Annotated in this window: 26 protein-coding genes and 1 riboswitch; of the genes, 14 read left to right on the top strand and 12 right to left on the bottom strand. The window is 68.5% G+C overall.

The window, feature by feature from the left end; all coding sequences use genetic code 11:
* Positions 1 to 4: 4 nt before the first annotated feature.
* From ACIO52_RS00440 to ACIO52_RS00460, 5 genes are all read right to left on the bottom strand, one after another.
* Positions 5 to 358 (bottom strand): UBP-type zinc finger domain-containing protein, encoded by a 354-nt coding sequence (locus ACIO52_RS00440; RefSeq protein ID WP_218722113.1) that lies wholly within the window; start codon positions 356 to 358, stop codon positions 5 to 7.
* The gene (locus ACIO52_RS00445; RefSeq protein ID WP_402640432.1) at positions 358 to 1,827 is read right to left on the bottom strand and encodes an ATP-binding protein; all 1,470 of its coding nucleotides are present in this window, start codon (positions 1,825 to 1,827) and stop codon (positions 358 to 360) included. Before ACIO52_RS00445 ends, ACIO52_RS00440 begins: the two co-directional genes overlap by 1 nt.
* A gap of 82 nt (positions 1,828 to 1,909) precedes the next feature.
* Positions 1,910 to 3,577, bottom strand: coding sequence for an FAD-dependent oxidoreductase (locus ACIO52_RS00450; RefSeq protein WP_218722111.1), 1,668 nt, complete (start codon positions 3,575 to 3,577; stop codon positions 1,910 to 1,912).
* A gap of 46 nt (positions 3,578 to 3,623) precedes the next feature.
* Positions 3,624 to 3,803 (bottom strand): hypothetical protein, encoded by a 180-nt coding sequence (locus ACIO52_RS00455; RefSeq protein ID WP_218722110.1) that lies wholly within the window; start codon positions 3,801 to 3,803, stop codon positions 3,624 to 3,626.
* Between the two features lie 191 nt (positions 3,804 to 3,994).
* Positions 3,995 to 5,023, bottom strand: a complete 1,029-nt coding sequence (locus ACIO52_RS00460) for a beta-ketoacyl-ACP synthase III (RefSeq protein WP_316576279.1) — start codon at positions 5,021 to 5,023, stop codon at positions 3,995 to 3,997.
* A gap of 239 nt (positions 5,024 to 5,262) precedes the next feature.
* On the opposite strand from ACIO52_RS00460, the gene ACIO52_RS00465 reads away from it, so the two are divergent.
* The 5 genes from ACIO52_RS00465 to ACIO52_RS00485 all read left to right on the top strand — a co-directional run bounded on the left by ACIO52_RS00465 (position 5,263) and on the right by ACIO52_RS00485 (position 9,323).
* Positions 5,263 to 5,535 carry a GlsB/YeaQ/YmgE family stress response membrane protein gene (locus tag ACIO52_RS00465; RefSeq protein ID WP_218722108.1) on the top strand — a complete coding sequence of 91 codons (273 nt, stop codon included), beginning with the start codon at positions 5,263 to 5,265 and terminating at the stop codon, positions 5,533 to 5,535.
* 76 nt (positions 5,536 to 5,611) lie between these two features.
* Positions 5,612 to 6,325, top strand: coding sequence for a phosphatidylserine decarboxylase (locus tag ACIO52_RS00470; protein WP_218722107.1), 714 nt, complete (start codon positions 5,612 to 5,614; stop codon positions 6,323 to 6,325).
* Complete coding sequence (locus tag ACIO52_RS00475; protein ID WP_218722106.1) at positions 6,322 to 7,191, top strand: phosphatidylcholine/phosphatidylserine synthase; 870 nt, start codon at positions 6,322 to 6,324, stop codon at positions 7,189 to 7,191. Before ACIO52_RS00470 ends, ACIO52_RS00475 begins: the two co-directional genes overlap by 4 nt.
* Before the next feature lie 70 nt (positions 7,192 to 7,261).
* Positions 7,262 to 8,152: an RNA polymerase sigma-70 factor gene (locus tag ACIO52_RS00480; RefSeq protein WP_218722105.1), complete on the top strand. Its 891-nt coding sequence runs from the start codon at positions 7,262 to 7,264 to the stop codon at positions 8,150 to 8,152.
* An 82-nt stretch (positions 8,153 to 8,234) separates the two neighbouring features.
* Positions 8,235 to 9,323, top strand: coding sequence for an NAD(P)/FAD-dependent oxidoreductase (locus ACIO52_RS00485; RefSeq protein ID WP_402640440.1), 1,089 nt, complete (start codon positions 8,235 to 8,237; stop codon positions 9,321 to 9,323).
* A 33-nt stretch (positions 9,324 to 9,356) separates the two neighbouring features.
* On the opposite strand, the gene ACIO52_RS00490 is transcribed toward ACIO52_RS00485, so the two are convergent.
* Positions 9,357 to 10,631 (bottom strand): hypothetical protein, encoded by a 1,275-nt coding sequence (locus ACIO52_RS00490; RefSeq protein ID WP_402640443.1) that lies wholly within the window; start codon positions 10,629 to 10,631, stop codon positions 9,357 to 9,359.
* Positions 10,632 to 10,703: 72 nt separating this feature from the next.
* On the opposite strand from ACIO52_RS00490, the gene ACIO52_RS00495 reads away from it, so the two are divergent.
* A complete protein-coding gene (locus ACIO52_RS00495; RefSeq protein WP_218722103.1) occupies positions 10,704 to 11,435 on the top strand; it encodes a Clp protease N-terminal domain-containing protein in 732 nt (243 codons plus the stop codon).
* Positions 11,436 to 11,678: 243 nt separating this feature from the next.
* Positions 11,679 to 13,301 (top strand): chaperonin GroEL, encoded by a 1,623-nt coding sequence (gene groL / locus ACIO52_RS00500; protein WP_218722102.1) that lies wholly within the window; start codon positions 11,679 to 11,681, stop codon positions 13,299 to 13,301.
* 73 nt (positions 13,302 to 13,374) lie between these two features.
* Here the strand turns inward: groL and ACIO52_RS00505 are convergent, their stop codons facing one another.
* From ACIO52_RS00505 to ACIO52_RS00520, 4 genes are all read right to left on the bottom strand, one after another.
* On the bottom strand, positions 13,375 to 14,331 hold the full coding sequence (locus ACIO52_RS00505; protein ID WP_218722101.1) for a hypothetical protein: 957 nt from the start codon (positions 14,329 to 14,331) through the stop codon (positions 13,375 to 13,377).
* A gap of 322 nt (positions 14,332 to 14,653) precedes the next feature.
* Complete coding sequence (locus ACIO52_RS00510) at positions 14,654 to 16,102, bottom strand: GTP pyrophosphokinase family protein (protein ID WP_218722100.1); 1,449 nt, start codon at positions 16,100 to 16,102, stop codon at positions 14,654 to 14,656.
* 151 nt (positions 16,103 to 16,253) lie between these two features.
* Positions 16,254 to 17,006, bottom strand: a complete 753-nt coding sequence (locus tag ACIO52_RS00515; protein WP_308248712.1) for a DUF6585 family protein — start codon at positions 17,004 to 17,006, stop codon at positions 16,254 to 16,256.
* A gap of 188 nt (positions 17,007 to 17,194) precedes the next feature.
* Positions 17,195 to 17,776, bottom strand: coding sequence for a TetR/AcrR family transcriptional regulator (locus tag ACIO52_RS00520; protein ID WP_402640448.1), 582 nt, complete (start codon positions 17,774 to 17,776; stop codon positions 17,195 to 17,197).
* Positions 17,777 to 17,830: 54 nt separating this feature from the next.
* Between ACIO52_RS00520 and ACIO52_RS00525 the strand changes: the two genes are divergently transcribed.
* From ACIO52_RS00525 to ACIO52_RS00535, 3 genes are read left to right on the top strand one after another with little or no spacing between them, the layout of a single operon-like run.
* Complete coding sequence (locus ACIO52_RS00525; RefSeq protein ID WP_402640451.1) at positions 17,831 to 18,202, top strand: DUF2867 domain-containing protein; 372 nt, start codon at positions 17,831 to 17,833, stop codon at positions 18,200 to 18,202.
* Entirely contained in the window at positions 18,192 to 18,857 is a 666-nt protein-coding gene (locus tag ACIO52_RS00530; RefSeq protein ID WP_218722096.1) for a molybdopterin-dependent oxidoreductase, read from the top strand. The genes ACIO52_RS00525 and ACIO52_RS00530 overlap by 11 nt, the downstream gene beginning before the upstream one ends.
* A gap of 47 nt (positions 18,858 to 18,904) precedes the next feature.
* A complete protein-coding gene (locus tag ACIO52_RS00535; RefSeq protein WP_402640454.1) occupies positions 18,905 to 19,684 on the top strand; it encodes an alpha/beta fold hydrolase in 780 nt (259 codons plus the stop codon).
* A 1-nt stretch (position 19,685) separates the two neighbouring features.
* On the opposite strand, the gene ACIO52_RS00540 is transcribed toward ACIO52_RS00535, so the two are convergent.
* On the bottom strand, positions 19,686 to 20,654 hold the full coding sequence (locus tag ACIO52_RS00540; protein WP_402640457.1) for an SMP-30/gluconolactonase/LRE family protein: 969 nt from the start codon (positions 20,652 to 20,654) through the stop codon (positions 19,686 to 19,688).
* Between the two features lie 114 nt (positions 20,655 to 20,768).
* On the opposite strand from ACIO52_RS00540, the gene ACIO52_RS00545 reads away from it, so the two are divergent.
* On the top strand, positions 20,769 to 21,215 hold the full coding sequence (locus tag ACIO52_RS00545) for a MarR family transcriptional regulator (RefSeq protein ID WP_316576271.1): 447 nt from the start codon (positions 20,769 to 20,771) through the stop codon (positions 21,213 to 21,215).
* A gap of 57 nt (positions 21,216 to 21,272) precedes the next feature.
* On the opposite strand, the gene ACIO52_RS00550 is transcribed toward ACIO52_RS00545, so the two are convergent.
* Complete coding sequence (locus ACIO52_RS00550) at positions 21,273 to 21,725, bottom strand: SRPBCC family protein (RefSeq protein WP_316576270.1); 453 nt, start codon at positions 21,723 to 21,725, stop codon at positions 21,273 to 21,275.
* Positions 21,726 to 21,869: 144 nt separating this feature from the next.
* A riboswitch (SAM riboswitch) is annotated at positions 21,870 to 21,987 on the top strand.
* 14 nt (positions 21,988 to 22,001) lie between these two features.
* On the opposite strand from ACIO52_RS00550, the gene ACIO52_RS00555 reads away from it, so the two are divergent.
* The 3 genes from ACIO52_RS00555 to ACIO52_RS00565 are packed head-to-tail and all read left to right on the top strand — an operon-like array spanning position 22,002 to position 24,336.
* Positions 22,002 to 22,778, top strand: a complete 777-nt coding sequence (locus ACIO52_RS00555; RefSeq protein ID WP_402640461.1) for an AfsA-related hotdog domain-containing protein — start codon at positions 22,002 to 22,004, stop codon at positions 22,776 to 22,778.
* On the top strand, positions 22,775 to 23,500 hold the full coding sequence (locus ACIO52_RS00560) for an HAD family hydrolase (RefSeq protein ID WP_402640463.1): 726 nt from the start codon (positions 22,775 to 22,777) through the stop codon (positions 23,498 to 23,500). Before ACIO52_RS00555 ends, ACIO52_RS00560 begins: the two co-directional genes overlap by 4 nt.
* A complete protein-coding gene (locus ACIO52_RS00565; protein WP_402640466.1) occupies positions 23,494 to 24,336 on the top strand; it encodes a hypothetical protein in 843 nt (280 codons plus the stop codon). The genes ACIO52_RS00560 and ACIO52_RS00565 overlap by 7 nt, the downstream gene beginning before the upstream one ends.
* The last annotated feature ends 23 nt before the right edge of the window (positions 24,337 to 24,359 follow it).

The following is a 24,359-nucleotide window of genomic DNA, read 5'->3' on the forward strand; positions in this document are numbered from 1 at the left end:
GCTGCTAGTGGACCAGTGACTGCCAGTTCGCGGGCACCCGGTCGGCCGGTCCCGGCACGGACTGGCCGATCGGATGACTGGTCGGCGCCGCGAGTTCGGGCCCGCCGCTGTACATCTCGCTGGTGGTGAAGTTGTAGAACCAGTCCTCGCCCGGCTCGTAGCTCTGCATGAACGGATGCCCGGTCGAGGCGAAATGCTTCGACGCGTGCTGGCTCGGCGAGCTGTCGCAACAGCCCACGTGCCCGCATTCGGCGCAGCGGCGCAGATGCACCCACCAGCCGTTCGCGGCGTCGCATTCCACGCAACCGGCCCCGCTCGGCGGGACGCTGGTGTCGATACCTTCGAACTCTTCAGCCATCACTGATCTCCTGTGTTCGACGGGGTGCTGTCGTTGTCCGCCTGGGGATCGAGCGGCAGGCGGACGATGAAACGGGTGTCGCCCGGCTCGGATTCGACTCGGATGTCGCCGTTGTGCTTGTTGACCACGATCCGGAACGAGATGTCGAGGCCGAGTCCGGTGCCGTCACCGACCGGTTTGGTGGTGAAGAACGGTTCGAAGATCCGGCCCTTCGCCTCGGGCGCGATGCCGGGGCCGGTATCGCCGATCTCGACGACCGCGCAGTCGTTCTCCTGGTAGGTGCGCAGCGTCAAGGTGCCTGCGCCGTCCATCGCGTAGACCGCGTTGTCGATGAGGTTGGTCCACACCTGGTTGAGTTCGGCCGCGAAGCACGGGACCGGCGGCAGCGAGCGGTCGTAGTCCTTGACCACCCGCACGCCGTCACCGAGCTTGCGATTGAGCATCACCAACGTGGAATCGAGCAGTTCGTGCAGGTCGACGACCTGGTAGGGCGCGCGGTCCATCTGCGAGTACTGCTTGGCCGCGCCGACCAGGGTGGAGATGCGGGCCGTCGAGTCGCCGACCTCGTTCATCAGCAGCTCGGTCTCGATGGTGTAGTTCAGCCAGCGGATCGCGCCCTCGAAGACCTGCGCCTGACAGGCCTCCAGGGTCGCGTGCACGCCTTCGAGCCAGTCGATGTCGAGCCCGGCCTGGACGAAGGTCGGCGCCAGATTCCAGCCGTCGGCGATGCCGTGCTCGTCGAACCAGTCGGCGAGCGCGTCCTCCCGGTCGGCGGCCTCGAGCGGCGACAGGTCGGGCGCCTTGGCGACCCGCTCGGCCGCCTGCTCCTGCAGATCGACCAGATGCACCAGCGCCTCGGGCGGGAACTTGCCGGTGGCCATCATCTTGAGCTTGTGGCGCATGCCCGCGACGCGTTCGCGCAGGCCGGCGGTGGCCCGCACCGCGGCGGCGGCCGGGTTGTTGAGCTCGTGGGTCAGCCCGGCCGACAGCGATCCGAGCGCGAGCAGCCGTTCCCGCTCGGCGATCCGCTGACTGGACTTCTGCCCGCCGTAGAAGGCGCCCTCCAGCAGGTGCACCGCCATCGGGAACCAGTCCTTGACCATCCGCGCGAAGTCCGCGGCCGCCAGCACCAGGAACCGGGAGCGCCGCTGGACATACATCGAGCCCGCGTAGTCCTGGCTCACCTTGTCGCCCAGGTAGGCCATCCAGGCGCCCGCGTAGACGCCGCGGTGGTCGGTGCGGTTGATCTCGATCTCGATGCCGCCGGACAGCTTCGTCAGCCGCACTTCGCCGTCGATCAGCACGTAGAAGCAGGTCGCCGGCTCGCCCTCGCGGTAGACCGGGCCCGGGTCGATGTATTCGATCCGGCCCGCCTCACACAGCTGCGCGAGCTGGTCGTCGTCGAGCTTCTCGAACAGGAACAGCGTGCGCAGTTCGTTCGGATCGCAGATCAGCATGCTGTCGGTCATCGCCGCTCCTGAGCAGTAGCAGTGGGCATGATCGGACGGCCCCCGTGGTGACGCTCCGCTCCCGCCCCCGGCCGCTGGCTACTCATGCCAGATACCGGTGGACGAGCATGACCGCCATCGCGCCCTCACCGACCGCGGAGGCGACCCGCTTGGCCGATTCGGCGTGCACGTCGCCCGCCACGAAGACACCGGGGACGCTGGTCTCCAGGTGATGCGGTGGGCGGGGCAGTTCCCAGCCCGGCGGGCGGGCGCCGTCGATCATCAGGTCGGGTCCGGCCACCACGTAGCCGGCGTCGTCGCGGATGACGACGCCATCGAGCCAGCCGGTCTGCGGCGCGGCGCCGATGAACAGGAACAGCCGTTGCGCGTCGACCTTGTCCTCGGTGCCGGTGCGGTTGTCGCGCAGCACGATCCGTTCCAGGTGATCGTCACCGTCGACGCCGACCACCTCGGTCTCGGTGTGCACCACGATGTTCGGGATCTGCGCGATCTGCTGGATCAGGTAGTGCGACATCGACTTCTCCAGCGCGTCGCTCCGGACCACGATGTGCACCCGACGGGCGTTGCGCGAGAGGAACACCGCGGCCTGTCCGGCCGAGTTGGCCCCGCCGACGATGTAGACGTCCTGATCAGCGCACTCGGCCGCCTCGGTCATCGCCGAGCCGTAGTACACACCCCGACCGGTGAACTCGTCGACGCCGGGTGCCGGATGACGCCGGTAGTCGACGCCGGTCGCGATCAGCACCGTGTGCGCGCACAGCTTGCCGCCGTCGGCGAAGCGCACCGTGCGCGCCGACCCGTTGACCTCCAGCCCGACGACATCGCGGGTGGTGATGATCTCCGCGCCGAATTTGGCGGCTTGCCGTCGCGCCCGGTCGGCCAGCTGCGCACCGGACAAGCCGTCGGGAAAGCCCAGGTAGTTCTCGATCCGCGAACTCTGCCCGGCCTGTCCGCCGGTCGCGGTGCGTTCCACCAGCACCGTGCGCAGTCCCTCGGACGCGCCGTACACCGCGGCGCCGAGCCCGGCCGGGCCACCGCCGACGACGATCAGGTCGTAGAAGTCGCCGCTGGGTTCCACGGTGAGGCCGACGTTCTCGGCGAGCTCGCTGTCGCTGGGCTGGATCAGCGCGGTGCCCGCCGCGGTGATCACCACCGGACAGGTCAGCGGATCGGCGCCCGCCGCCTCGAGCAACCGCGCACCCTCCGGCTCGTCGACGGGGTACCAGCGGTACGGCAACTGGTTGCGCGCCAGGAACTCGCGCACCTGCGAGGACCGCGGCGACCAGCGATCGCCGACCACCTTCGTCTCGTGGACCGGCCGCTGCTCCGCGCTGCGCCAGGCGTCGAGCAGGCCGTCGAGCACCGGGTAGAGCTTCTCCTCCGGCGGGTCCCACGGCTTGAGCAGGTAGTGGTCCAGATCGATGACGTTGATCGCGTCGATGGCGGCGTTGGTGTCGGCGTAGGCGGTCAGCAGGACGCGGCGCGCGTAGGGGTGCAGGTCCATCGCCTGCTCCAGGAATTCGATGCCGTCCATGCCCGGCATCCGGTAATCGGCGATCAGCACCGCGACCGGCTGGCCGCGCAGTTTCATCTCCCGCAGCGCCTCGAGCGCCTGTGGTCCCGACTCGGCCCGCAGGATCCGGTAGTCCGCGCCGTAGCGGCGGCGCAGGTCGCGCACCACCGCCCGGGAGACCCCCGGATCGTCGTCAACGCTCAGAATGGCCGGTTTGGTTACCGCTGGAGTGCTCACCAGAGAAGTATCCCCCTCCGCGGAGGTGGTGCGCCGCCGCGCGTGGTCAGAGCTGGTTGTGCAGCACCAGGTCCAGTTCGCTGGGGGTGAGCAGGCGTTCGAGGCGTTCGTCGCGTTTACGGCGGGTGAGGGCGGCGCGCAGCGCGGAGCTGTCGTCCGGCTCGATGGTCGGCAGCAGCGGGACGTCGTTGGTGTGCCTGCGCGGCAGGAAGGAACGCATTTTCACGGCCGATCACCTCGGGTTGACGACGGGAACGCTGGGAGCTGAGCATCGTCGATCAGCAACGGCGATTAGCGAAGAGTTTGCCAGCGTGTCCGGGTTGGTGCAAGCGGGACAGGGTGGACACGGCGAGCCCACCGCTCGGCGGCCTGCCCGAGGGCCTGCCTGTCGAGCGGTGGGCGAAGTTGCTGCCTCGGCTATCGCCAGGCGGGCAGGGTGACAACCTGTGCGGCGTAGGACAGTCCGGCGCCGAAGGCGATCAGCAGCGCGGTATCGCCCGGCTTGGACTCGCCCTTGCGTAGGAGCGCCTCCATGGCCAGCGGGATCGACGCCGCGGAGGTGTTGCCGGAATCCTCGATGTCGTTGGCCAGCGCGCAGTTCTCCGGCAGCTTGAGCACCCTGGCCATGATCTCGATGATCCGGCCGTTGGCCTGGTGCGGGATCATCGCGTCCAGGTCCTCGGTGGTCAGCCCGGCCCGATCGATCGCGTCCCGGCAGACCTTCTCCAGCGAGTGCGCCGCCCACCGGAACACCGCGGTGCCCTCCATCTCGAGATAGGGACGCACGGCGTCGGTGCCCTTCTCGTCGATCTCGGCGAAGAACTCCATCCAGTCCTTGCTCTGCCGGATGGCGTGGTGCTGGGTGCCGTCCGAGCCCCAGACGGTCGGGCCGATGCCCTGGTCCGCGGCCGGGCCGACGATCACGGCGCCGGCGCCGTCGGCGAACAGGAACGCCGTCGAGCGGTCGGTGAAGTCGACGGTGTCGGTCAGCTTCTCGACGCCGATCACCAGCACGTTCTTCGACGTGCCCGCGCGCACGAGATCCGAGGCCATCGCCAGGGCGTGACAGAACCCGGCGCAGCCGGCCGAGATGTCGAAGGCGGCGGCGCCGGTCATCCCCAGGTCGGTGGCGATGCGTGGGCCGATGGCGGGGGTGAGCAGCAGGTGGGTGGACGTCGCGACGATGACGCAGTCGACCTGATCGGCCGCGATGCCCGCCGCGGCCAGGGCGTCGCGCGAGGCCGCGACGCTCATCGTCTGGATGGTTTCCTCGGCTGAGGCGAAGCGCCGGGTCTTGATCCCGGACCTGGTGCGGATCCACTCGTCGCTCGAGTCGATCGGCCCCGCGACTTCGTCGTTCGTGACCACCCGGGCCGGGCGGTAGACGCCCAAACCGAGAATCGCGGTGTGCTCAGCCCCAGTCGTCTGGGCGATTCGAGCAGCCATGTTGCGTCTCCTATGTACCTGTCAACCTGCGGTCGCACCGCTGGGTGTACCCGAAGCATCGAAATCCGTCGCTCATCGCCCATGACCCCCGCGTGGGCAACATGTGAACGCGCAGACATGAGGACGCCTCATATTAGCGCGTCCGCCCCGCCGATTCGTGTCTTATGTCACAACTGCTCCGGGGTATACCTTGGAGACAAGGCGATTGCTCGCCGACCCATCGAGGGAACGAGGACACCATGCTTGGACTCGGGATAATCAGTTGGATCATCATCGGCGGCCTCGCCGGTTGGATTGCGAGCAAGTTCATGAAGACCGACGCGCAGCAGGGCATCCTGCTCAACATCGTCGTCGGAGTCGTCGGCGGTCTGCTCGGCGGATTCATCCTCAGCCTCTTCGGCGTCGACGTCGAGGGAGCGGGCTGGATCTTCAGTTTCTTCACCTGTCTGGCGGGTGCCTGCATCCTGCTGTACCTCGTGAAGCTGTTCACAGGGCGTAAAGCGGCGCACTGACCACGGGTGGATGCGGCGGGGTTCGGCGTAAGGTGTGAACGCTTGCGTTGTCGTCACACCACGAAAGAGGGAGCCCGTGGCACGCCGCCCCACTCCGCCCGGCACGCCCGAAACCACCGGCGTCGGCCATGTCGTCGACCTGGTGCGGGCCGCTGTACCACCGCTACACCCCGCCGGCCTGCCGTTTGTCGCGGTGCCGCTGGCGGTCGCGGTCGTCGGCGGACGGAACAAATGGGTGCGCCGGGCCGGGCTCGCCGCCGCCGGCGCCTGCGCGGCCTTCTTCCGGCACCCGCACCGGGTGCCGCCGAACCGGGCGGGCGTCGTCGTCGCGCCCGCCGACGGTGAGGTCGCCCTGGTCGACACCGCGGTGCCGCCCGCCGAGCTCGGTCTCGGCGATCAGCCGCTGCCGCGCGTCAGCATCTTCCTGTCGGTGCTCGATGTGCACGTGCAGCGCGTCCCGGTGTCCGGCACCGTGCGCGAGGTGCTGCATCAGCCGGGCAAGTTCCTCTCGGCCGATCTGCCCGAGGCCAGCGACGCCAACGAGCGCAACAGCATGGTGATCGACACCGCCGACGGCAAGCAGGTCGTCGTCGTGCAGATCGCCGGTCTGCTCGCGCGGCGCATCGTCTGCGACGCGCGCGTCGGCGATGTGCTCACCATCGGTGACACCTACGGCCTGATCCGGTTCGGCTCCCGCGTCGACACGTACTTCCCGGTGGGCACCGAATTGCTGGTGGCCCCCGGCCAGCGCACGATCGGGGCCGAAACAGTCCTGGCTGTGCTGGGATGATCGAACAGGCCGCCCGCCGGAAGCGTCCGCGCTCGGTCCGGTTGCTGCCGAGCGTCGTCACCATCCTGGCGCTGTGCGCCGGTCTGTCCGCGGTGAAGTTCGGGCTCGACGGCGAGCTGGACGTGGCGCTGGCCATGGTCGGCGCCGCCGCCGTGCTCGACACCCTCGACGGCCGCCTGGCCAGGATGCTCGACGCGACCAGCAAGATGGGCGCCGAACTGGACTCGCTCTCGGACGCGATCTCCTTCGGCGTCGCGCCCGCGCTGGTCCTCTACGTCACCCTGCTCGACGGCTACAGCGCGGGCTGGATCGTCGCCCTGCTGTACGCGGTGAGCCTGGTGCTGCGCCTGGCCCGCTTCAACACCCTGCTCGACGACGACTCCCGCCCGAACTGGGCGCGCGAGTACTTCGTCGGCGTGCCCGCCCCGGCGGGCGCGCTGATCGCCCTGGTCCCCATCGCGCTCAAAGTGCAGTTCGGTGACGGCTGGTGGGACGGTTTCGCCTTCGTCGCCGCGTGGACGATCTTCGCCGCGCTGCTGTGCGTGAGCACCATCCCCACGCTGGCGATGAAGTCGGTCTCGGTCGCGCCCCAGGCGGCCGCGGGTCTGCTGGTGCTGGTGGCCCTGGCCGCCGCGCTCCTGGTGACCTACCCGATCGTGCTGCTGCTGATCCTGGTCGGCCTGTACCTGGCGCACATCCCGTTCGCCTGGCGCTCGGCCCGCTGGGTCGCGGCCCGCCCGGAGACCTGGCAGCACAAGCCGGCCGAGCGCCGGGCCCAGCGGCGCGCGCAGAGCCGGATCCCGCAGATCCGCCGCCCGGCGATCCGCGGTTCGGCCCGCCTGCGATTGCGTCGTCCACGGGACTGAGTTTTCGGCGGCCGAAACCGTGGTGGTGAGGTGGCCCGGGGGATCGGGTGGGCAGATCTGGGAGGGGCACGTGAGGGGCGACGACGAGGTCGATGAATTCCTCCGGCATCGGTCGCGGTTGTTCGGGCTCGCCTACCGGATGTTCGGGGCGGCGACGGAGGCCGAGGACATCGTGCAGGAGGTCTATCTGCGCTGGGCTGCCGCGAATCCGGCGGGGATCGAGAACGCCGAGGCCTGGCTCACCGCCGTCACGGTGAATCTGTGCCGTACCTGGCTGGTGTCCGCCCGTGCCCGGCGCGAGACCTATGTGGGCCCGTGGCTGCCCGAACCCGTCCCGACCGGCGGCGGGGCCCTCGGCCCGCTGGAGACGGTCGAGGCCCGCGAGTCGATCTCGCTGGCCCTGCTCACCGCGATGGAACGGCTCAGTCCGATCGAGCGCGCGGTCTTCGTGCTGCGCGAGGCGTTCGGCTACCCGCACGCCGAGATCGCCGCGATGCTCGACCTCACCGAGGCCAACTCCCAGCAGATCCTGCACCGCGCGAGCGAACGGGTGCGCACGGGCAAGCGGCGCTTCGCGGTGCCCGAGTCACACGCCCGCACGCTGATCGACCGGTTCCTGCTCGCCGCCGGCACCGGCGACGTCACCGCCCTGCGGGCGATGCTCGCCGACGATGTGGTCTCCACGGCCGACGGCGGTGGCAAGATCACCGCGGCCCGTCGCCCGGTGCGCGGCGGCGACCTGGTGGCGCGCTACCTGATCGGCCTGAACAAGTTCCTCACCCCCGCGAGCTCGTTCTCCGTCGCCGAGATCAACGGCGAGCTCGCGCTGGTGGTGCGGGCCGACGGTGTCGTCGCGAGCTCGGTCATGCTCTTCGAGCTCGACGCCGACAGCCGGGTCGACGCGATCCGCATCGTCGTCAACCCCGACAAGCTGGGGTTTCTGGTCGCCGAGCAGGCGTGACCCGGATCACCGCACCGAGCTGTCAGGAAATCGGGGGCTGTCCGGTCTGGAAGGTGTCGGCATTGTCGAGAGGAGCCACACCATGACCGGGCAGCAGCAGCGAATCGTCGTCCTCGGCGCGGGATACGCGGGACTCGGCGCGGCGCGCCGCTTGGCGAGCAAGGCGCGCGGCGCCGCGATCACGGTGGTCGATACCCGCGCGGAGTTCGTCGAACGAGTGCGCCTGCATCAGGCGGCCGCGGGCCAGTCGATCAGGCGCTGGGACCTGCGGGAGTTGCTGGAGCACAAGGGCGTCGAATTCGTGCGAGCACAGGTCACCGCGCTGGACCCGGTCGCGAAACAGGTCTACCTCGACGGCGAGTGGGCGATCGGCTACGACACCCTCGTCTACGCCCTCGGCAGCGCCGCCGACCGCGCCGGCGTGCCGGGCGTCGCCGAGTACGCGCACTCCGTGGCGGTCCCCGAGGACATCCGGGCGCTGCCCGCGGGTCCGGTGGTCGTCGTCGGCGCCGGTTCGACCGGCATCGAGCTCGCGGCGGAACTGGCGGAGTCGCACCGGGATTCGCGGGTCACACTGCTGGGTTCGGAGGAGCCGGGCAGCTGGTTGTCCGCCCGCGCGGCCGAGCACATCCGCACCACGCTGACCGCTCTCGGCGTCGAGATCAGGTCCGGCGTCAAGGTCGCCGAGGTGCTGCCCGAGGGTGTCCGCCTGGTGGACGGCACTGTGCTGCCCGCGGCGGCTGTCGTCTGGACCGCCGGATTCACCGTCCCCGACCTGGCCCGCCGCGCGGGCCTCGACGTCGACGAGCAGGGCCGCATCCGCACCGACGCGACGCTGCGCTCGATCTCCCACCCCGCCATCTACGCCGCGGGCGACGCCGCGCTGATCGACGGCCCCGGCGATCGCCCCCTCCGGATGGCCTGCGCGACAGCCCTGCCCGCCGGGGCCTACGTCGCCAAGGCCATCATGGCCCGCGCCGACGGCATCGAGCCGAAGCCGATGACCTTCCGTTACCAGTTGCAGTGCGTCAGCCTGGGTCGCCGCGACGCCGTCATCCAGTTCCTCCACGCCGACGACAGCCCGGCGACCCGCGTCGTCCGTGGGCGCACCGGTGCCTGGGTCAAGGAGCGGATCGTGCGCTTCGCGGGCAGAGCGGCCGGTCTGCGCTGAGCGAGGGGGCGAAGCCGTTCCTGGTCCGGGTCCCTACAGGGCGGCGGCCCGAGGCTTCCCTTCGCGGTCTCCCGAGAGTTCGGGCCTGCGCCGGATCGCTCCGCCGAGTGACCCGACCCAGGGCACACCGGCGATCACACCGAGCACGATCAACCACGGCACCCGCCACCACCAGCGCAGATCCAGCGCGCCCACAGCCGGTTCCGTGGTGAGCGGCCGAGCCGTCGACGACCACACCACGAAAGCGTCCCCGATCGGCACCAGCCCGAAGGCGTACCGCTTGGAGCCGGGCAGCTCCATCGGCAGCCCGAGCAGTTCGCCTTCGGAGCCGATCGCCGCGGCCAGGTCGTGGTCACCGTTGACTCGGGCGGCGCCGAGTGCGACCACCGTCGCGGAGAGGCTGATCCCGCCGACCAGCGGTCCGGAATCGACGTCGCCCGCCTTGTCCACCCCGCGCGGGTACTCCCGGAGCGCGGGTCCGAAACCGCCGGGGTAGGACAGGAATTGGTCGCGGAACAGCTGGTACTGGCTCCGGGCGAAGTCGGCGTCGAGTTCCGGCAGGAAGCGCAGGATCATCGTCTGCGAGGTGGCCCGCGCGCCGTCGAGTCGGGTCCCGTCCGGCGCGACCCGGTGCGGCAGCAGTCCGGTGGCCGGATCGAGGTGCGCCCGCGCCGAGGCGAGCCAGCGGGTGGTCACCGCGCCGAAGCGCTCGCCGAACAGGCTGTCGTGCAACCGCAGCGAGGCCACCGCCACGGTGGAATCCACCGGCCAGGCCTGGCCGTGATAGGCCTGCAGGAACGGTGTGTCCGACGCGGCGAACGCCTGCGCGATCTCCTCGCTGTGCGCGGTGAATCGCCGCACCTCGTCGGGATCGTCGGCGTCCAGCGACAGGATCGCCCCACGCAACCAATTGGTCCACCCCGCCCAGAACACCCCGTACGCGGGCCGCAGCGCCGGGCTGAACACCGCCCGCCCCTCGGCTGATTCCACTCGCGCCAGCGCCCAACGGGATTCGCGCAACGCCGCTGCACGCAGGACCGGGTCGGTGTGCGCCGCCTGCACCCACGACAGCCCATAGAGCGCGTTCAGGAAGAAGTGCCCCTCCGGAAACTGGCTCTGCGCGGCGACATCCGCGCCGTCGTCGAGCGCGGCTCGAAGGAACGCCAGCTGCCGCTCGGTCGACCCCGGCTGCTCATCGATGCCCGGCTGCGGCCACAGGAACCGGCCCAGACCGACCACGCACGCCAGCGTCACGACAATCCCCACTATGCGCAGCGCCCACCGGGCCGTGCGCCGAAATCTCCCCATGGGAACACTCTGCCATCGAGAAATCGTCAACCAATGGTTGACGATCGCAAATCGTCAACTTAGAGTTGACGCATGAGCACCCCGAACATTCGCCTCGACGATCTGATCGACGGCATCAAGAAGGCCCGCCCCGACAACGTTCTCGACCAGCTCTCCGACGCCGTGGTGGCCGCAGGTCATCTCGGCGAGGTGGCCGACCATCTCATCGGCCACTTCGTCGACCAGGCCCGCCGCTCCGGCGCCTCCTGGACCGATATCGGGGTCAGTATGGGCGTCAGCAAGCAGGCTGCCCAGAAGCGCTTCGTGCCCAAGCAGCCCGGCGACGCCGCGGCCATGGACCCGCAGGCCGGGTTCGCCAAGTTCACCGATCGGGCGCGGCAGGTCGTCGTGGGTTCCCAGGAGTCGGCCAGGTCCGCGAGCAACAACCAGATCACCCTCGGTCACCTGATCCTCGGCCTGATCGACCAGTCCGAGGGCCTGGCCGCCAAGGAGATCGTCGCCCGCGGGGTCAGCCTGGAGTCGGTGCGGGCCGCGGCCGTCGCCTCGCTGCCTCCCGCGACCGACGACATCCCGGCGCTCATCCCGTTCGACGGCGACTCCAAGAAGGCCCTGGAGCTGACGTTTCGCGAAGCGCTGCGCCTCGGCCACAACTACATCGGCACCGAGCACATCCTGCTCGCGCTGCTCGAGCAGGAGAACGGCACGGGCGTGCTCAGTGACCTCGGCCTGGACAAGGCTGTGGTAGAGGCCGATCTGGTGGAGCTGCTGAACCAGTTCCTGGCTGCGGCGGAGTACGAGTCCTGAGCCGCTGGACGCGCCCGGCGCGGTCCTCTCGTCGGGCGCGACCTTGCACTCTCACTACCCGAGTGCTAAAAATGGCTTTGGCACTCGCGTCTGTTGAGTGCCAGGTCGGGACGGTGAGATCGGGTTCCATCGACACCCTCGGTCGTCCGTCGCGGGCACCGCACCTGGCCAGCGTACTTTGGGGCGATCCAACCTGTGGTCGTCTCGTGTGTCAGCCATAGACATGTGGAGGATCTCAACGCAATGGCCAAGACAATTGCGTACGACGAAGAGGCCCGTCGCGGTCTCGAGCGGGGTCTGAACGCCCTCGCCGACGCTGTCAAGGTGACGCTGGGCCCGAAGGGTCGCAACGTCGTGCTCGAGAAGAAGTGGGGCGCCCCCACGATCACCAACGATGGTGTGTCCATCGCCAAGGAGATCGACCTCGAGGACCCGTACGAGAAGATCGGCGCCGAGCTGGTCAAGGAAGTCGCCAAGAAGACCGACGACGTCGCGGGCGACGGCACCACCACCGCCACCGTGCTCGCCCAGGCGCTCGTGCGTGAGGGCCTGCGCAACGTCGCGGCCGGCGCCAACCCGCTGGGCCTGAAGCGCGGCATCGAGAAGGCCGTCGAGGCCGTCACCGCCAAGCTGCTCGACACCGCCAAGGAGGTCGAGACCAAGGAGCAGATCGCTGCCACCGCCGGTATCTCGGCAGGCGACGCGTCCATCGGTGAGCTCATCGCCGAGGCCATGGACAAGGTCGGCAAGGAAGGCGTCATCACCGTCGAGGAGAGCAACACCTTCGGGCTCCAGCTGGAGCTCACCGAGGGCATGCGCTTCGACAAGGGCTACATCTCCGGTTACTTCGTGACCGACCCCGAGCGTCAGGAAGCGGTCCTCGAGGACCCGTACATCCTGCTGGTGTCGGCCAAGATCTCGACCGTCAAGGACCTGCTGCCGCTGCTGGAGAAGGTCATCCAGGCCGGCAAGCCGCTGCTGATCATCGCCGAGGACGTCGAGGGCGAGGCCCTGTCGACCCTGGTCGTGAACAAGATCCGTGGCACCTTCAAGTCCGTCGCCGTCAAGGCCCCGGGCTTCGGTGACCGCCGCAAGGCGCAGCTCGCCGACATCGCCATCCTCACCGGTGGCGAGGTCATCAGCGAAGAGGTCGGCCTCTCCCTGGAGACCGCCGGTCTGGAGCTGCTGGGCCAGGCCCGCAAGGTCGTCGTCACCAAGGACGAGACCACCATCGTCGAGGGCGCGGGCGACGCGGAGGCCATCAAGGGCCGCGTGGCGCAGATCCGCACCGAGATCGAGAACTCGGACTCGGACTACGACCGTGAGAAGCTGCAGGAGCGCCTGGCCAAGCTGGCCGGCGGCGTCGCGGTGATCAAGGCCGGTGCCGCCACCGAGGTCGAGCTCAAGGAGCGCAAGCACCGCATCGAAGATGCCGTGCGCAACGCCAAGGCCGCCGTCGAAGAGGGCATCGTCGCCGGTGGTGGCGTGGCCCTGCTGCAGTCGGCTCCCGCGCTGGACGAGCTGAAGCTCGAGGGCGACGAGGCCACCGGTGCCAACATCGTCCGCGTGGCGCTGTCGGCTCCGCTGAAGCAGATCGCGTTCAACGCCGGCCTCGAGCCCGGCGTCGTGGCCGAGAAGGTCGCCAACCTGCCCGCGGGTCAGGGCCTCAACGCCCAGACCAACGAGTACGAGGACCTGCTGGCCGCCGGCGTCGCCGACCCGGTCAAGGTCACCCGTTCGGCCCTGCAGAACGCGGCCTCCATCGCGGCCCTGTTCCTCACCACCGAGGCCGTCGTCGCCGACAAGCCGGAGAAGGCCGCCCCCGCGGGCGACCCGACCGGTGGCATGGGCGGCATGGACTTCTGATCCCCTGGATCACCAGTTCCCGCAAGTCACGAAGGCCGGTCCACTCCGAGTGGGCCGGCCTTCGGCGTTCCGGTCAGTCGTCGTACAACAGATGTTCGGCCCGAATAGGCAGTGCCGCGAGTTCGACCAAGGACATGCGATCGATCGCTCGATGCAGGCGTTGCCTCAGCCGCTCGGCATCTCCGCCCTGCCGTGCGATCTCAGGTATCGGGACTGGTCCTCGGGAGATGGCCTGTCGCGGAGTCGGCGACGACGCCGTGGCCAGCCGAGCGCTGACGGCGTTGGGCTGCCGGTTGTCCAGCAGATGCGTGAGTGGAATGCTCTGCTGAGCGGCCCAGCTGGAAAGGTGCTCGAAGACGTTGTGTTGCAGAGTTGCCCGCCACTGTGTGTTCAGACCCAGCCTGGTCAATTCGCGGCGGAACTCGCCTTTCGGTGCCGAGGGGGCCAGCGACTTCGCCAGTTCCGATCGCGCCGGCTCGGGCAGAGTGTTTGTCCACTCTCGCATCCACGCTACTTGTTGATCGAGACCGACCGCGGGGATCTCGACGAAGCGCTCGGCTGAGGACTCCCAGGCAGGCTTGCCGTCTATTGTCGGATACATGAAGGCGTGCTGGCCTTCTCGATCCCAGAGTCGCCGAAGCCCGCTACGCCAATCGACAAACACTGACCACACATCGGACTTGATCTGGCGGTTACCCGATGCATCGGACGTGGTCCCGGCTGTGCTGTTGGGCTCGGCGGGCCTGGCCATGGCCGCTACCTGATCCAGGGCCTCGGATGTCTCCCCGGGGAGACCGACAAGGTTGTGGCCGTTGGGAAGTCGGCGAACCTGCACACACCCGGCGTGCTCGGCGGCAAGGATGAAGTCACGAAAAGTGTCGAATCCGTATTCCTGCTCGGTGAAACCTTCGAGTGCGTCCTGCATAGCCGGCTTCAAGCCTGCGGTCGTGGTGATACGGCCGAGTTCGCGCCACTCGGAGATGATGTTCTGCAGTGCCTGGAAAGCGACCTGCGGATCAGCGGCGGTCATGACATCTGCCTCCAGATACGAAGATAGCCCCAGGTGAACGGGGCTATCTGCTGGAACATATGTCGTCGACTCGCCCTGGCACGGCTCCTTCGACTTCTGCGGCAGGCCGATTCAATCGAATCCCGTAGGAAGTGACTCCTTGCAGCGTTGCGGCGGTAGCGTCGCTGTGGTGGTCGACCGGAGTTGCCATTCAGCCAAGCTGTTTGGCCCGACGTCCTATGTTTTGAGTTCGGACCGAAATTTCTCGAAGGCATTGCCATCGAACGAAGTAATCTCGATCGGGCCCGATTATAGCACGGTGTCGTAGTGGCATAGGGCGTGTTCACTGCTCGTCGGCGAGCCATTGCCGGACTCGACGTGGGTCTTCGGGTTCGACGGGTATCCCGACGATGTTCGCGCGTGAGATCAGATGGGTGGCCAGGCATTCCCTGATCTCCTCGACGGTCAGATCGGCCTTTAGACAGTGGTTCCACAGCAGTGCTTTGAACACGTAGTCGAGATGAGGTCGGCTGACGATCTCCCCACGCTCGGAAGCTGCTGTCCGTGCTCTCTGGCTGAGTTTGTTCACATCGCGAATGCCGGTCAGGCCGTCCGAGGCGAGCTCCAGCTCGTGCCACACTGTCGCGGTTACGGCGTCGCGTACGGCAGTGACAACCTGCGAGATCTGGCGCCTACCGACCGCGGGAGTGTTGCGATCCTTGACCCGGAGCTTGCGGATGATCATCGGAATCTCGAAATCGGTTCGGGTGCTGAGGTCGACGATCTCATCGTGTGGAGTACCCGGCGGAACCACCTTGGCCGGGGTGCCGGCGATGCGGACATCGGCGACGGCGGCGGTCAGCAGATCGCGAAAGGAGCCATGGCCTGCCCAACCTCGGATGAGATCGGTTCCGAACTTCGACTGCACCTGTTGCGCGACGTCGGTCAGCAATGCCGGATGTTTGAGGCTGGCAACGATGGTGCGTACTCCGTCGTAGAGCGCTTCGCGGGAGTCATTGCTGATCGGCGGTGGGGGTGACGTCTCGGAAGTGTTTGCTTTCGAATGGTTTTCGGTTGGCCGGACGTCGCCGGATTCCTCATCCGCGATCGTGCGCTCGGCGATTCGATCCAGTTCGTTGCGAAGGTCCTGGGCAAGATCATCGACCGTCGCGAGGAGGTCGGCCATGCGCCGGGCGATCGTCGTGGCGAGATCAGGAAGTCGAACACCGGGTTTGTACGTGTCTTCGTGCGTGAGTTCACCCCAGCCGTCCTGCAGGAGCGTGCGCACCTGAAGTTCGCCACGAACACGTGCATGTTTGTCGAAGCCCGGAACGATGGTCACCAGGTTGACGTGGTAAGCGCGATAGCCGGACTCTTTCGGAGCATCGAAGTAGTCCTTGGTGGAGTTCGGCTCGATCGCCAACGAGTAGGCATCACTCGTGTCGGACGACGGGAGACCGGCCAGGATGTCCTGGAGTCGCGTCACGTCACTGAGGTTGTTACAGATAACCCGAAAACCGACCAGATCGTCGATCGCCTCCGGAATCGACTCGAGCGAAACGATCTGTCCGTGGTACTTGCGCTTCGTCATCTTCGCCCAGAGTCGCGCTGGGTCCTTGACCCGGCTCGTTGCCACCCTGATTCGGTGCCGGTCGAACTGTGGCAACTGCTGATCGAGCGCGCTGGTCAGGATACGGTCGAAGGTTCTGGCTGCGGGATCGAGTTGGTCTGCCTTGATGCGCTGATACCAGGTGATGTACTCGGACCAGCTGAACACGAACGGCGAATCCACTGGTGCCTCCGACGGTTCCACGCCATCCGCCCCTTCTGAAACGCAGGTTCGATGTCGATTCCAGTGTCCACGTCACTGGCCGACGCGTCCATTGGACGCCGTACGCACCTACCGAGGCGGCGGCCGTCCAGACGGTCGAGAATGGAGGGGCTCAGCCCACCGGGGTCAACCGCAGGCGCTCGGCGAGTTCGTTGAAGATGTAGAAGTTGGGGATGGTGCCGACCGGGGTGAGGGAGATCCACATGCCGGCGAGTTTGATGCGGATGTGGCCGCTGCGGGCGTCGATGAGCTGGATGTTCTCCCAGGGGAAGGACTCGCCGTTGAAGGTGAGGGCGTCGAGGGAGAGGGCCAGGTCGCCGAAGGCCACGGTGTCGCCGTTGTCGATGGCGGTCACGGCCGGGGGGAGTTGGGTTGCGGTGACGGCGGATTGGATGGCGCGGGCCCATTCGCGGGCGCGGGCGAAGCCGTCCTCGTCGATGGTGGCCTCGACGCCGCCGGGGCCGGTGAGCTCGAGATAGTAGGAGACCGGCGTGGTGTCGTGGAACGGGATCATCTGCTGACGGACTTCGGTGCTGTCCCAGCGGAATCCGGCGACGCGCTGGCCGGAGCGGTAGACGGTGACGCCGTGGTCGAACAGATCGATGCGGGCGGCGCGGTTCTGCCGGTTGAGGATTCCGCGGCGGAACGCCAGCAGGACCGGGAGCGCGGCGATCGAGAGCAGTGCGACGCCACCCTGCCACGCGCCGACGGCGGTGCAGATGACGCCGATGGTGGCGATGCTCCCCGCGACGATGCCGCAGCCGCGCACGAACGTGTCGTCGGCCGGGGTCGCGAGGAAGGTGTCACGGTGCGCGCCGAGGTGCTGATACTCCGCCATCAGGTGTATCAGTTGGGTCAACGGCACGGTATGCCGGGCTTCGGCTGCGTCCTCCGCCCTGTTCGGAGTGATCACTCGTCCCTCCATGAGGCGTTTTCATCCGCGGCGAAGCGTATTCGACGAGGCCGAATACCGCCACTGGTGTGCCGACAATGCTCGCCCCGGAACCGAAATCGGCTGTTGAGCGGGGTGAGCGCGCTGTCGATACGACCGATTCAGCGCTGCGGATCGAGCAGCCGCAGCAGCACGGCATCGACCAGTTCGTCGGTGGCGGGCAGCGTCTTCGGCGCGATTCTGGCCAGCTGATTGAACCCGTGATAGATGCTGACGGCGACCGCCGCGCGAGTGTGCGCCTGCGGGTCGGGCACTCCGAGCATTCGCAATTGCGCTGCGACATAGGCGATGCGGCGTTCGGCGACCCGGCTCATCGCCGCGGCGACGGCGGGCCGATCCACCGACGCGAGCAGTGCGAGGTCCTCCCTGCCGTGCGCGGCGTAGTCGATGACGTGGGTGAACAGCTGCTGCAAGCGTTCGGCCGGTCCGGGCAGCTGGTCGAGTTCGTCGATGACGTCCTGGGTGCCGCGCTGCTCCCAGCGCGCGAGGACGGCGTCGACCAGCGCGGCCCGGTCTTTGAAATGCCAGTAGAAGCTGCCCTTGGTGGCGCCGAGCCGTTTCGCCAGCGGTTCGACCGCGACCGCGGCGAGGCCGCCCTCGCCGAGGGCGTCGAGCGCGGCCTGGGCCCAGTCGTCGGCGGTGAGCCTGCGTCCCGCCGACTTCGCGTTCTCCTCTTGCGGCATGCACATACGCTACCGTATGGTCAAGTCCATACGGGACAGTATGGAGGTTTGACCATGCCGATCGTCTCTGCGGCGCCGCTGGCCGAGGCGGCCATCGCCGCTCCCGACTACGCCGACGCGTACTCCGTCGACGTGCCGCCCGGCGCCACCACCGACCCGGCTGCCTGGACCCGGGCGATCTTCGGCCGCAACGCCTTTCCCGAACGGGCCCGGTCGGCCACCGAGCACCTGACCGGCAAGGCGATGCCGATGCTCGACTTCGTCGCCTCGGTGCGCGTGCTCGACGGCCGCGTCACCCTCACCACCCTGGTGCGCTACCGGAATCCGCTGGGAAGGCTGTATTTCGCGATCGTCGGTATCGCCCACCGCAGGCTGGTCCCGCGCATGATGGCCCGCGCCGAGCGAAGGATGCGCGATGCCGGGTGAGTTGCCGCCGGGGCAGCGACCCGCACCGCACGAGCCGTTCGGGCTGCCGCAATTCGGCGGTGTCCGAGCGCGTTCCGGGCCCGGCCATCGGGTGTCGGTCGGCGGCACAGCCCGGCACCCGGCGCAATTCGGCATCGCCGAACTCCTCGGCGCGGGGCAGCGGTGCGTCCGGACCAGTGACCTGCACTGTGTCACGACCTGGAGCGCGATCGGATTGACCTGGGAGGGAGTGCGTTTCGCCGATGTGTACCGGCTGCTGGCCGAGCGCGTCGTCCCGCATCCCGGCGTCCGCTGGGTGCGCTTCACCGGCCTCGACGGTTACTCCTCGACGTTGTTCCTCGACGACGCCCTCGCCGCCGATGTCCTGCTCGCCGATCGCCTGTCCGGCGCGGAGCTCACCGACACATTCGGCGCGCCGCTGCGTCTCGTCGCGCCCGCGCACTACGGGTACAAGAACGTCAAGCAGGTGTGCGCCATCGACTTCCTGCGGTCCTACGATCCGGGGCAGGCCAGGATCATCTCCCACCCGCGCGGCCGGGTCGATCGGGAGGAGCGGGGCCGGGTGCTGCCGGGACGGTTCTGGCGTGCGGTGTGGCCGGGGCAGGTCGAGCGGGTGCGCGCGCTGTTCCGCGCCGAGCTGGACGAGCCACGCTGACCGAACGGTGCGGCGATCGAACCGATCGGTCTCGATAGTCTGGACTGGTGCTGTTTCTGGACGAAGGCCCACGGACCGGCCCGGCGATCGTGTTCGTGCACGGCATTCCCGGCTCGGTCGACTGGTTCGCCGCGGTCGCCGAGCGGCTGGCGCGCGACCACCGGGTGATCCGCGTGGACGTCCACGCCCAGGGCGCGGACTCCGGTGACTTCACCGCCGCCGCCCGGACCGCGCCGATCATCGAACTGTTCGACGAGCTCGACCTCGCGCGGGTGACGGTGGTCGGGCATTCGTTCGGCGCCGAGATCGCCCTGGAACTCGCCGCGGTCTCGCCCCGGGTAGCCCGCGTGGTGGTGGTCGGACAGGCGCCGGACTACCGGATCGCGGCGATCCCGTCGGCGGCGACCTGGGTGGTCCGGCCGTGGACGGTGCGGCTCGCGCAGCGGTGGACGCCGAGCCTGGTGGTCCGGCTGGCCCACCGCACCGCGTTCGCGCCGCGCTTCCGCTACGACTCCGCGCCCGGTCTGGCCGACGCGGTGGTGCGTGACTTCCGCGCCGCCGTCCCCGCCGGCCTGGCCTATGCCGCGGGCCCCCGGGGCGACGACCTGGCCGCGCGTCCGCTCGACGATCGGGCCGCTGCGCTCGACCTGCCGGTCCTGGCTATCCACGGCCGCCATGACCACCTCTACGACAGCACCGCCACCCTGGACCGCTACGCCGCGGCGGGTGCGCGGACCCATCTCGTCGAACACGCCGGTCACTCCCCGCAGGTCGAGCAGCCGGACGAATTCGTCGCGGTCCTGCGGGAATTCGTCGCCGAGACCTGACTCAGAACCCGTCGACGGCGGTCACCACGAACGGTCCCGGCGCGCCGGTGCCGCCCATCGGCCCGCCCTTGTCGAACTGCGACGACACGATCAGCGCCCGATCGCCCGCGTGCGCCATCGTGGTGGGGATGCTCAGTGCGGGATCGTGGAATTCGGCGACCCGCGTCGCGGTGGCGCCATGGTCGGAGACGGTCCAGCGGCTGAGCGTGTTCTCGGTGTTGTGGACCACCCACAGGGTGTCGTCCCGCAGTTCCATCCCGTCGCCGTGGCGCACGTCGCCACCGGTCAGCGCGACCTTGCCGATCGGCTCGCCGCCGGTCAGGTCGATCCGGTACAGCTCGCCCGCCGACATCGCCACGACCAGCAGATACGCGCCTGCCGGATCGGCGACGATGCCGTTGAGCTCGAAGGTCTGCGGATCACGCGGGCCCAGCACCGGGCCCAGGTCGTAGCCGACCGCCAGTTCCCCGCGGCCCTCGGCGATCCGGTCCGGAGTGACCCGGTAGACGACATTGCGCACGCTGTCGGTCAGATAGGCGCTGCCGTCGGCGCCGAAGTCGAGATCGTTGACGAAGCGCGGACCGCTGCCCGGCACGACGAACGAGGCGAGCAGCGCGCGCGATCCGGTGTCGTACACCGCGACGCCCACGCCCGAATCGATCACCCACAGCCTGCCGTTGTGGTCGACCCGCAGGCCGTTGGCGGTCTTGCGGCCGTCGGCGCCGGCGGGCAGGAACACCTCCGCCCGGGTCGCGTTCGCGGTGGCCCGGTAGACGGCGCCGTCGGCGAACGAGCCGACGAAGCTGTCGCCGGAGCGCGCGTCCACCGCGATGCCCTCGGGATAGACGGCGGCGCCGGGCAGCTCGTAGGCGGTGCTCAGCCGGGGTGTGGTGGGCGCGGTGTCGGTGCCGCACGAGGTGACGGCCAGGCAGGCGACGGCCAGGGCGAGGGTGGCGCTGGTCCTGATCATGATGAAGCCTCTCAGTGATGTAATGCTAGACATCAAGTGATAGGCAGGAATGTAGATTAGAGTTCTAATGATCGTCAAGATCATTATGTGATGATGGGCGGATAGCATGCACCCATGACGTCCATGCCCGCCGCCGAGAGGCTCGGCACGTATATCAAGCGCGCCGAGCAGTCCCTGATCGCGGCGAAGACCGCCGCGCTGAAGCCGGCCGGGCTGACCGTTCCGCAGTACAGCGCGCTGCTGCACCTGGCCGAGAACCCCGGCATCTCGGCCGCGGCGCTGGCCCGGCTGGCGGGGGTGACGCCGCCGACGATGAACACCGTTCTGACGAACCTGCAGGACCGGGGCCTGGTCGAGCGGACGCCGCACGAATGGCACAAGAACGTCCTGGAGACCCGGCTGACCGACGCGGGCCGGGAGGTGACCGCGGACGCCGACGTCCGCGCCATCGCGGTGGAACGCGACCTGGCCGCCCGCTTCACCGCCGAGGAACTGGCCGCGGTGACGGCGCTGCTCACCCGCACGGCGGAGGCGCTCGACGAGATCCGCGCCGATCTCTGACCCTGAAACGACGAGAGCCCGCCGGATCATCCGGCGGGCTCTCGGCGTTCGGGTGGGTCAGCGCTCGGCGGCGGCCTTGACCTTGCTCAACGTCTCCCGCATGCCCGAGACCAGGTCGGCCTCGAACTTCTGCTCGCCGCCCATCGCGACCTTGATGGCGCCGCGCAGCCAGCCGGGCAGGCCCCGGGGATCGACGGTGCGGGTCTCCACCACGCGGGTGCCGGTGGCGGTCGGCTCGAGGTCGTAGCGCCACACCGTGCGGTTCTCGTTCATCCGGAACGCGAAGGACTTGTTCGGCTCGAAGGTCACGATGCGCGAAGTGGTCGGGTAGATCTTCCAGCCGACCTTGTTGACGTTGACGGTGAACGCGCCGTCGCGGACGCCGCCGAAGGGGATCATCTTCAGCGTCGTCGGGCTGAGTTCGGATACGCGACGCAGGTCGGCCAGGATCGACCACACTTTCTCCGGCGCTGCGGCGATGTCGATGCTGGCTTCGAGATTGTTCGGCAACGGTGCCTCCGGGATGGGTGTGACGGTCTGTCACGCACAGCATAGGCACCCGCGACCTGGGGATCCTCCGCCCCTGGTCGGATTTTTCGCAGCCTGGTCGCAACACTGGTCAAAAGATTTGTGGCCGAATAATTTTCGTTGCACGGTCACGAGTTCCAGCTACGAGCCCCGGCTTGCTGGGCGGCAACCCTCCATCGGCGGCGGGGTGCTCCGGGTGACGACCGGATGGCGGGGGAGTTCCTCCCTGTCATAAGCGTCCTTCTGGAGGGTCCATCCATGTCTGTAGTCCAACTCGACTCCACCACCCGTGCCCAGGAAACGGTCGCGACCACGTTCGTCGTGGTAGCCGACCGATTCCTCGGTATCTCCGCGGATGAGCGGGTGCACACCGTGTCGGGCCTGGTCGCCCAGCTGCGCGGTGGTCGGCTCGCCGATCGGGAGTTGACGGTGCACCTGGGGCAGGGCATCACCCGGCACGATCTCGACTACCTCGAACACGTCGCGAAGACCTCGGGTGTCGGGCTGCGGGTGGTCGGCGAGATCGCCGAACCGGCCCGCAGGCACCACGTGCACAAGTACCAGCACTCCAACGTGCTGCTGGCGGGGCTGAGCAGGGAGAAGGAGAACGTCTTCCACGCCGATCTGCGGCTCGACAGCGACAACGAACTGCTGCTCGATCACCAGACCGGCGAGCACGTGCAGGGCATCGTGGTGATCGAGGCGGTGCGTCAGCTGTTCCTGGCCGCCTTCGAACTCGAGTACGGCGTGCGCAATCCGCGCGAGCACTTCTACATCGTCTGGAACAACGTGGACCTGCGGTTCACCTCGTTCCTGTTCCCGCTGCCCGCGACCCTGCACGCCCGACTGACTCCGGTCTCGCTGGACGATCCCGGCAAGCTGCAGTTCGGCATCGAGACCGAGGTGCGTCAGTTCGGCAAGACCGTGGCCGACTCGCGCATCGAGTTCACCGCGCTGCCCAACGAGCGCATCGCGCAGATCGAGCGCGCCAAGGCGGCCAAGGCGGTCACGGCGCATCTGGCGGCATCGGCATGAGCGAGCGTCCCGCGGGGGCGGCGTTCTTCGATGTCGACGAAACGCTGATCACCGTCAAGAGCATGTTCGCGTTCCTGCGGCACTGGCTCGCCGAGAACGGTGACGACGGCGTCGAATACGCGCGCGTCACCGACGAGATCAAGGCGCGCGCGGACGCGGGAACGCCGCGCGAGGAGATCAACCGGCACTACTACCGGGTCTTCCGCGGCGTGGAATACGCGGCGCTGGTGGCGTCGGGTCGGCGCTGGTTCGACGCGTTCGCCGCCGAGGGCGGCGCCTTCTATCTCGACACCCTGGCAGCGCTACGCGCCCACCGGGAATCGGGGGTGGGCACCGTGCTGGTGTCCGGGTCGTTCGCGCCCGCGATCGCTCCGGTGGCCGTGGCGGTGGGCGCCGATCACATCATCGCGACCGAACCGGTGCTCGACGAGCACGGCGTGCTGACCGGTGAGGTGCGTCGCCCGATGATCGGCGAGGCCAAAGGCGAAGCGGTGGTGGCGTTCCTGCGCGAGCACGGCATCAGCGCCGACGACACCTGGGGCTACGGCGATCACGGCACCGACCTGCCGTTCCTCTGGATCGTCGCGCACCCGTTCCATCGTGGTGACGACCCGCATCTGCTGGCCGCCGCCACCGCCGCGTGGCGCAGGCTCGGCGACCGCGTCGGCGACGCGAACGGCATCGAACTCTCCGACGATCGACAGGCGGTCTCCGCATGGTGAAACGGCTCTACGACCTGACCCCGACCACCCAGGGGCCGCTCTACCCGCCCAGCGAGATCGTCGACGCCGACGGCGATTTCCTCGTTGTCGGGTTCCTGAACGAGGCGGGACCCGACGGCACCGTGACGCGGCGCTGGGGTCGCGCCGTCGTCGCGGCCGATACCCCGCTACCCGCCTTCGGCGAGAACCTGCCCTACAAGGTGATTCGGGAACTGCCCGAGCAGCTTTCGGCCCAGGACGCGAACCTCGTCCTGCACACGTTGCCGTTGCCGCTGCCCGCGCACAACTACCCGATGGTGTTCGCGCCCGACCAGCTCCCGAACGCGGGGGAGGTGGTGCGGCCGAGCTACCCGTTCCACGAGGTACCGATCCCGGACCTGCGTCCCGAAGACGGCCGCAAGCTGACCGCGCCGGTGACGCTCGGTCGCTGGCTGGAAGCCCGTGGCACGGTGGAGGTCTCGGTCAGCGACGACGAGCGGTACGGCGAATTCCGGTTCGAGCTCGCCGGATTGATCCCCGATTCGCTGTACACGATCATGTCCCTGCGGTCAGGGGATCTCGATCCCGCCGCTCCCACCCGTCCCGGCCCGCTCGGTGTCCCCAACGTCTTCGTCACGGCCGCCGACGGCACCGCCACTTACCGGGCGAGGTTGCCCAATCCCTTCCCTGACCCGTCCATCCCGGGCGCGAACCGCGTCCTCAGCGTGGTCGTCCTCTGGCAGAGCTACCAGCAGAACTACGGCGGCGCCATCGGCCACTTCGGCCTCGGCGGCGACATCCACGCCCAGCTCAAACTCCCCACCCCGACCTTCCAGGAGTTCCGCACCCGTCCCTGACCCGGTGTGCGGCGTCGTCGCGC

The sequence above is a fragment of the Nocardia sp. NPDC087230 genome (genome assembly GCF_044744725.1).
Classification (GTDB): domain Bacteria; phylum Actinomycetota; class Actinomycetes; order Mycobacteriales; family Mycobacteriaceae; genus Nocardia; species Nocardia canadensis.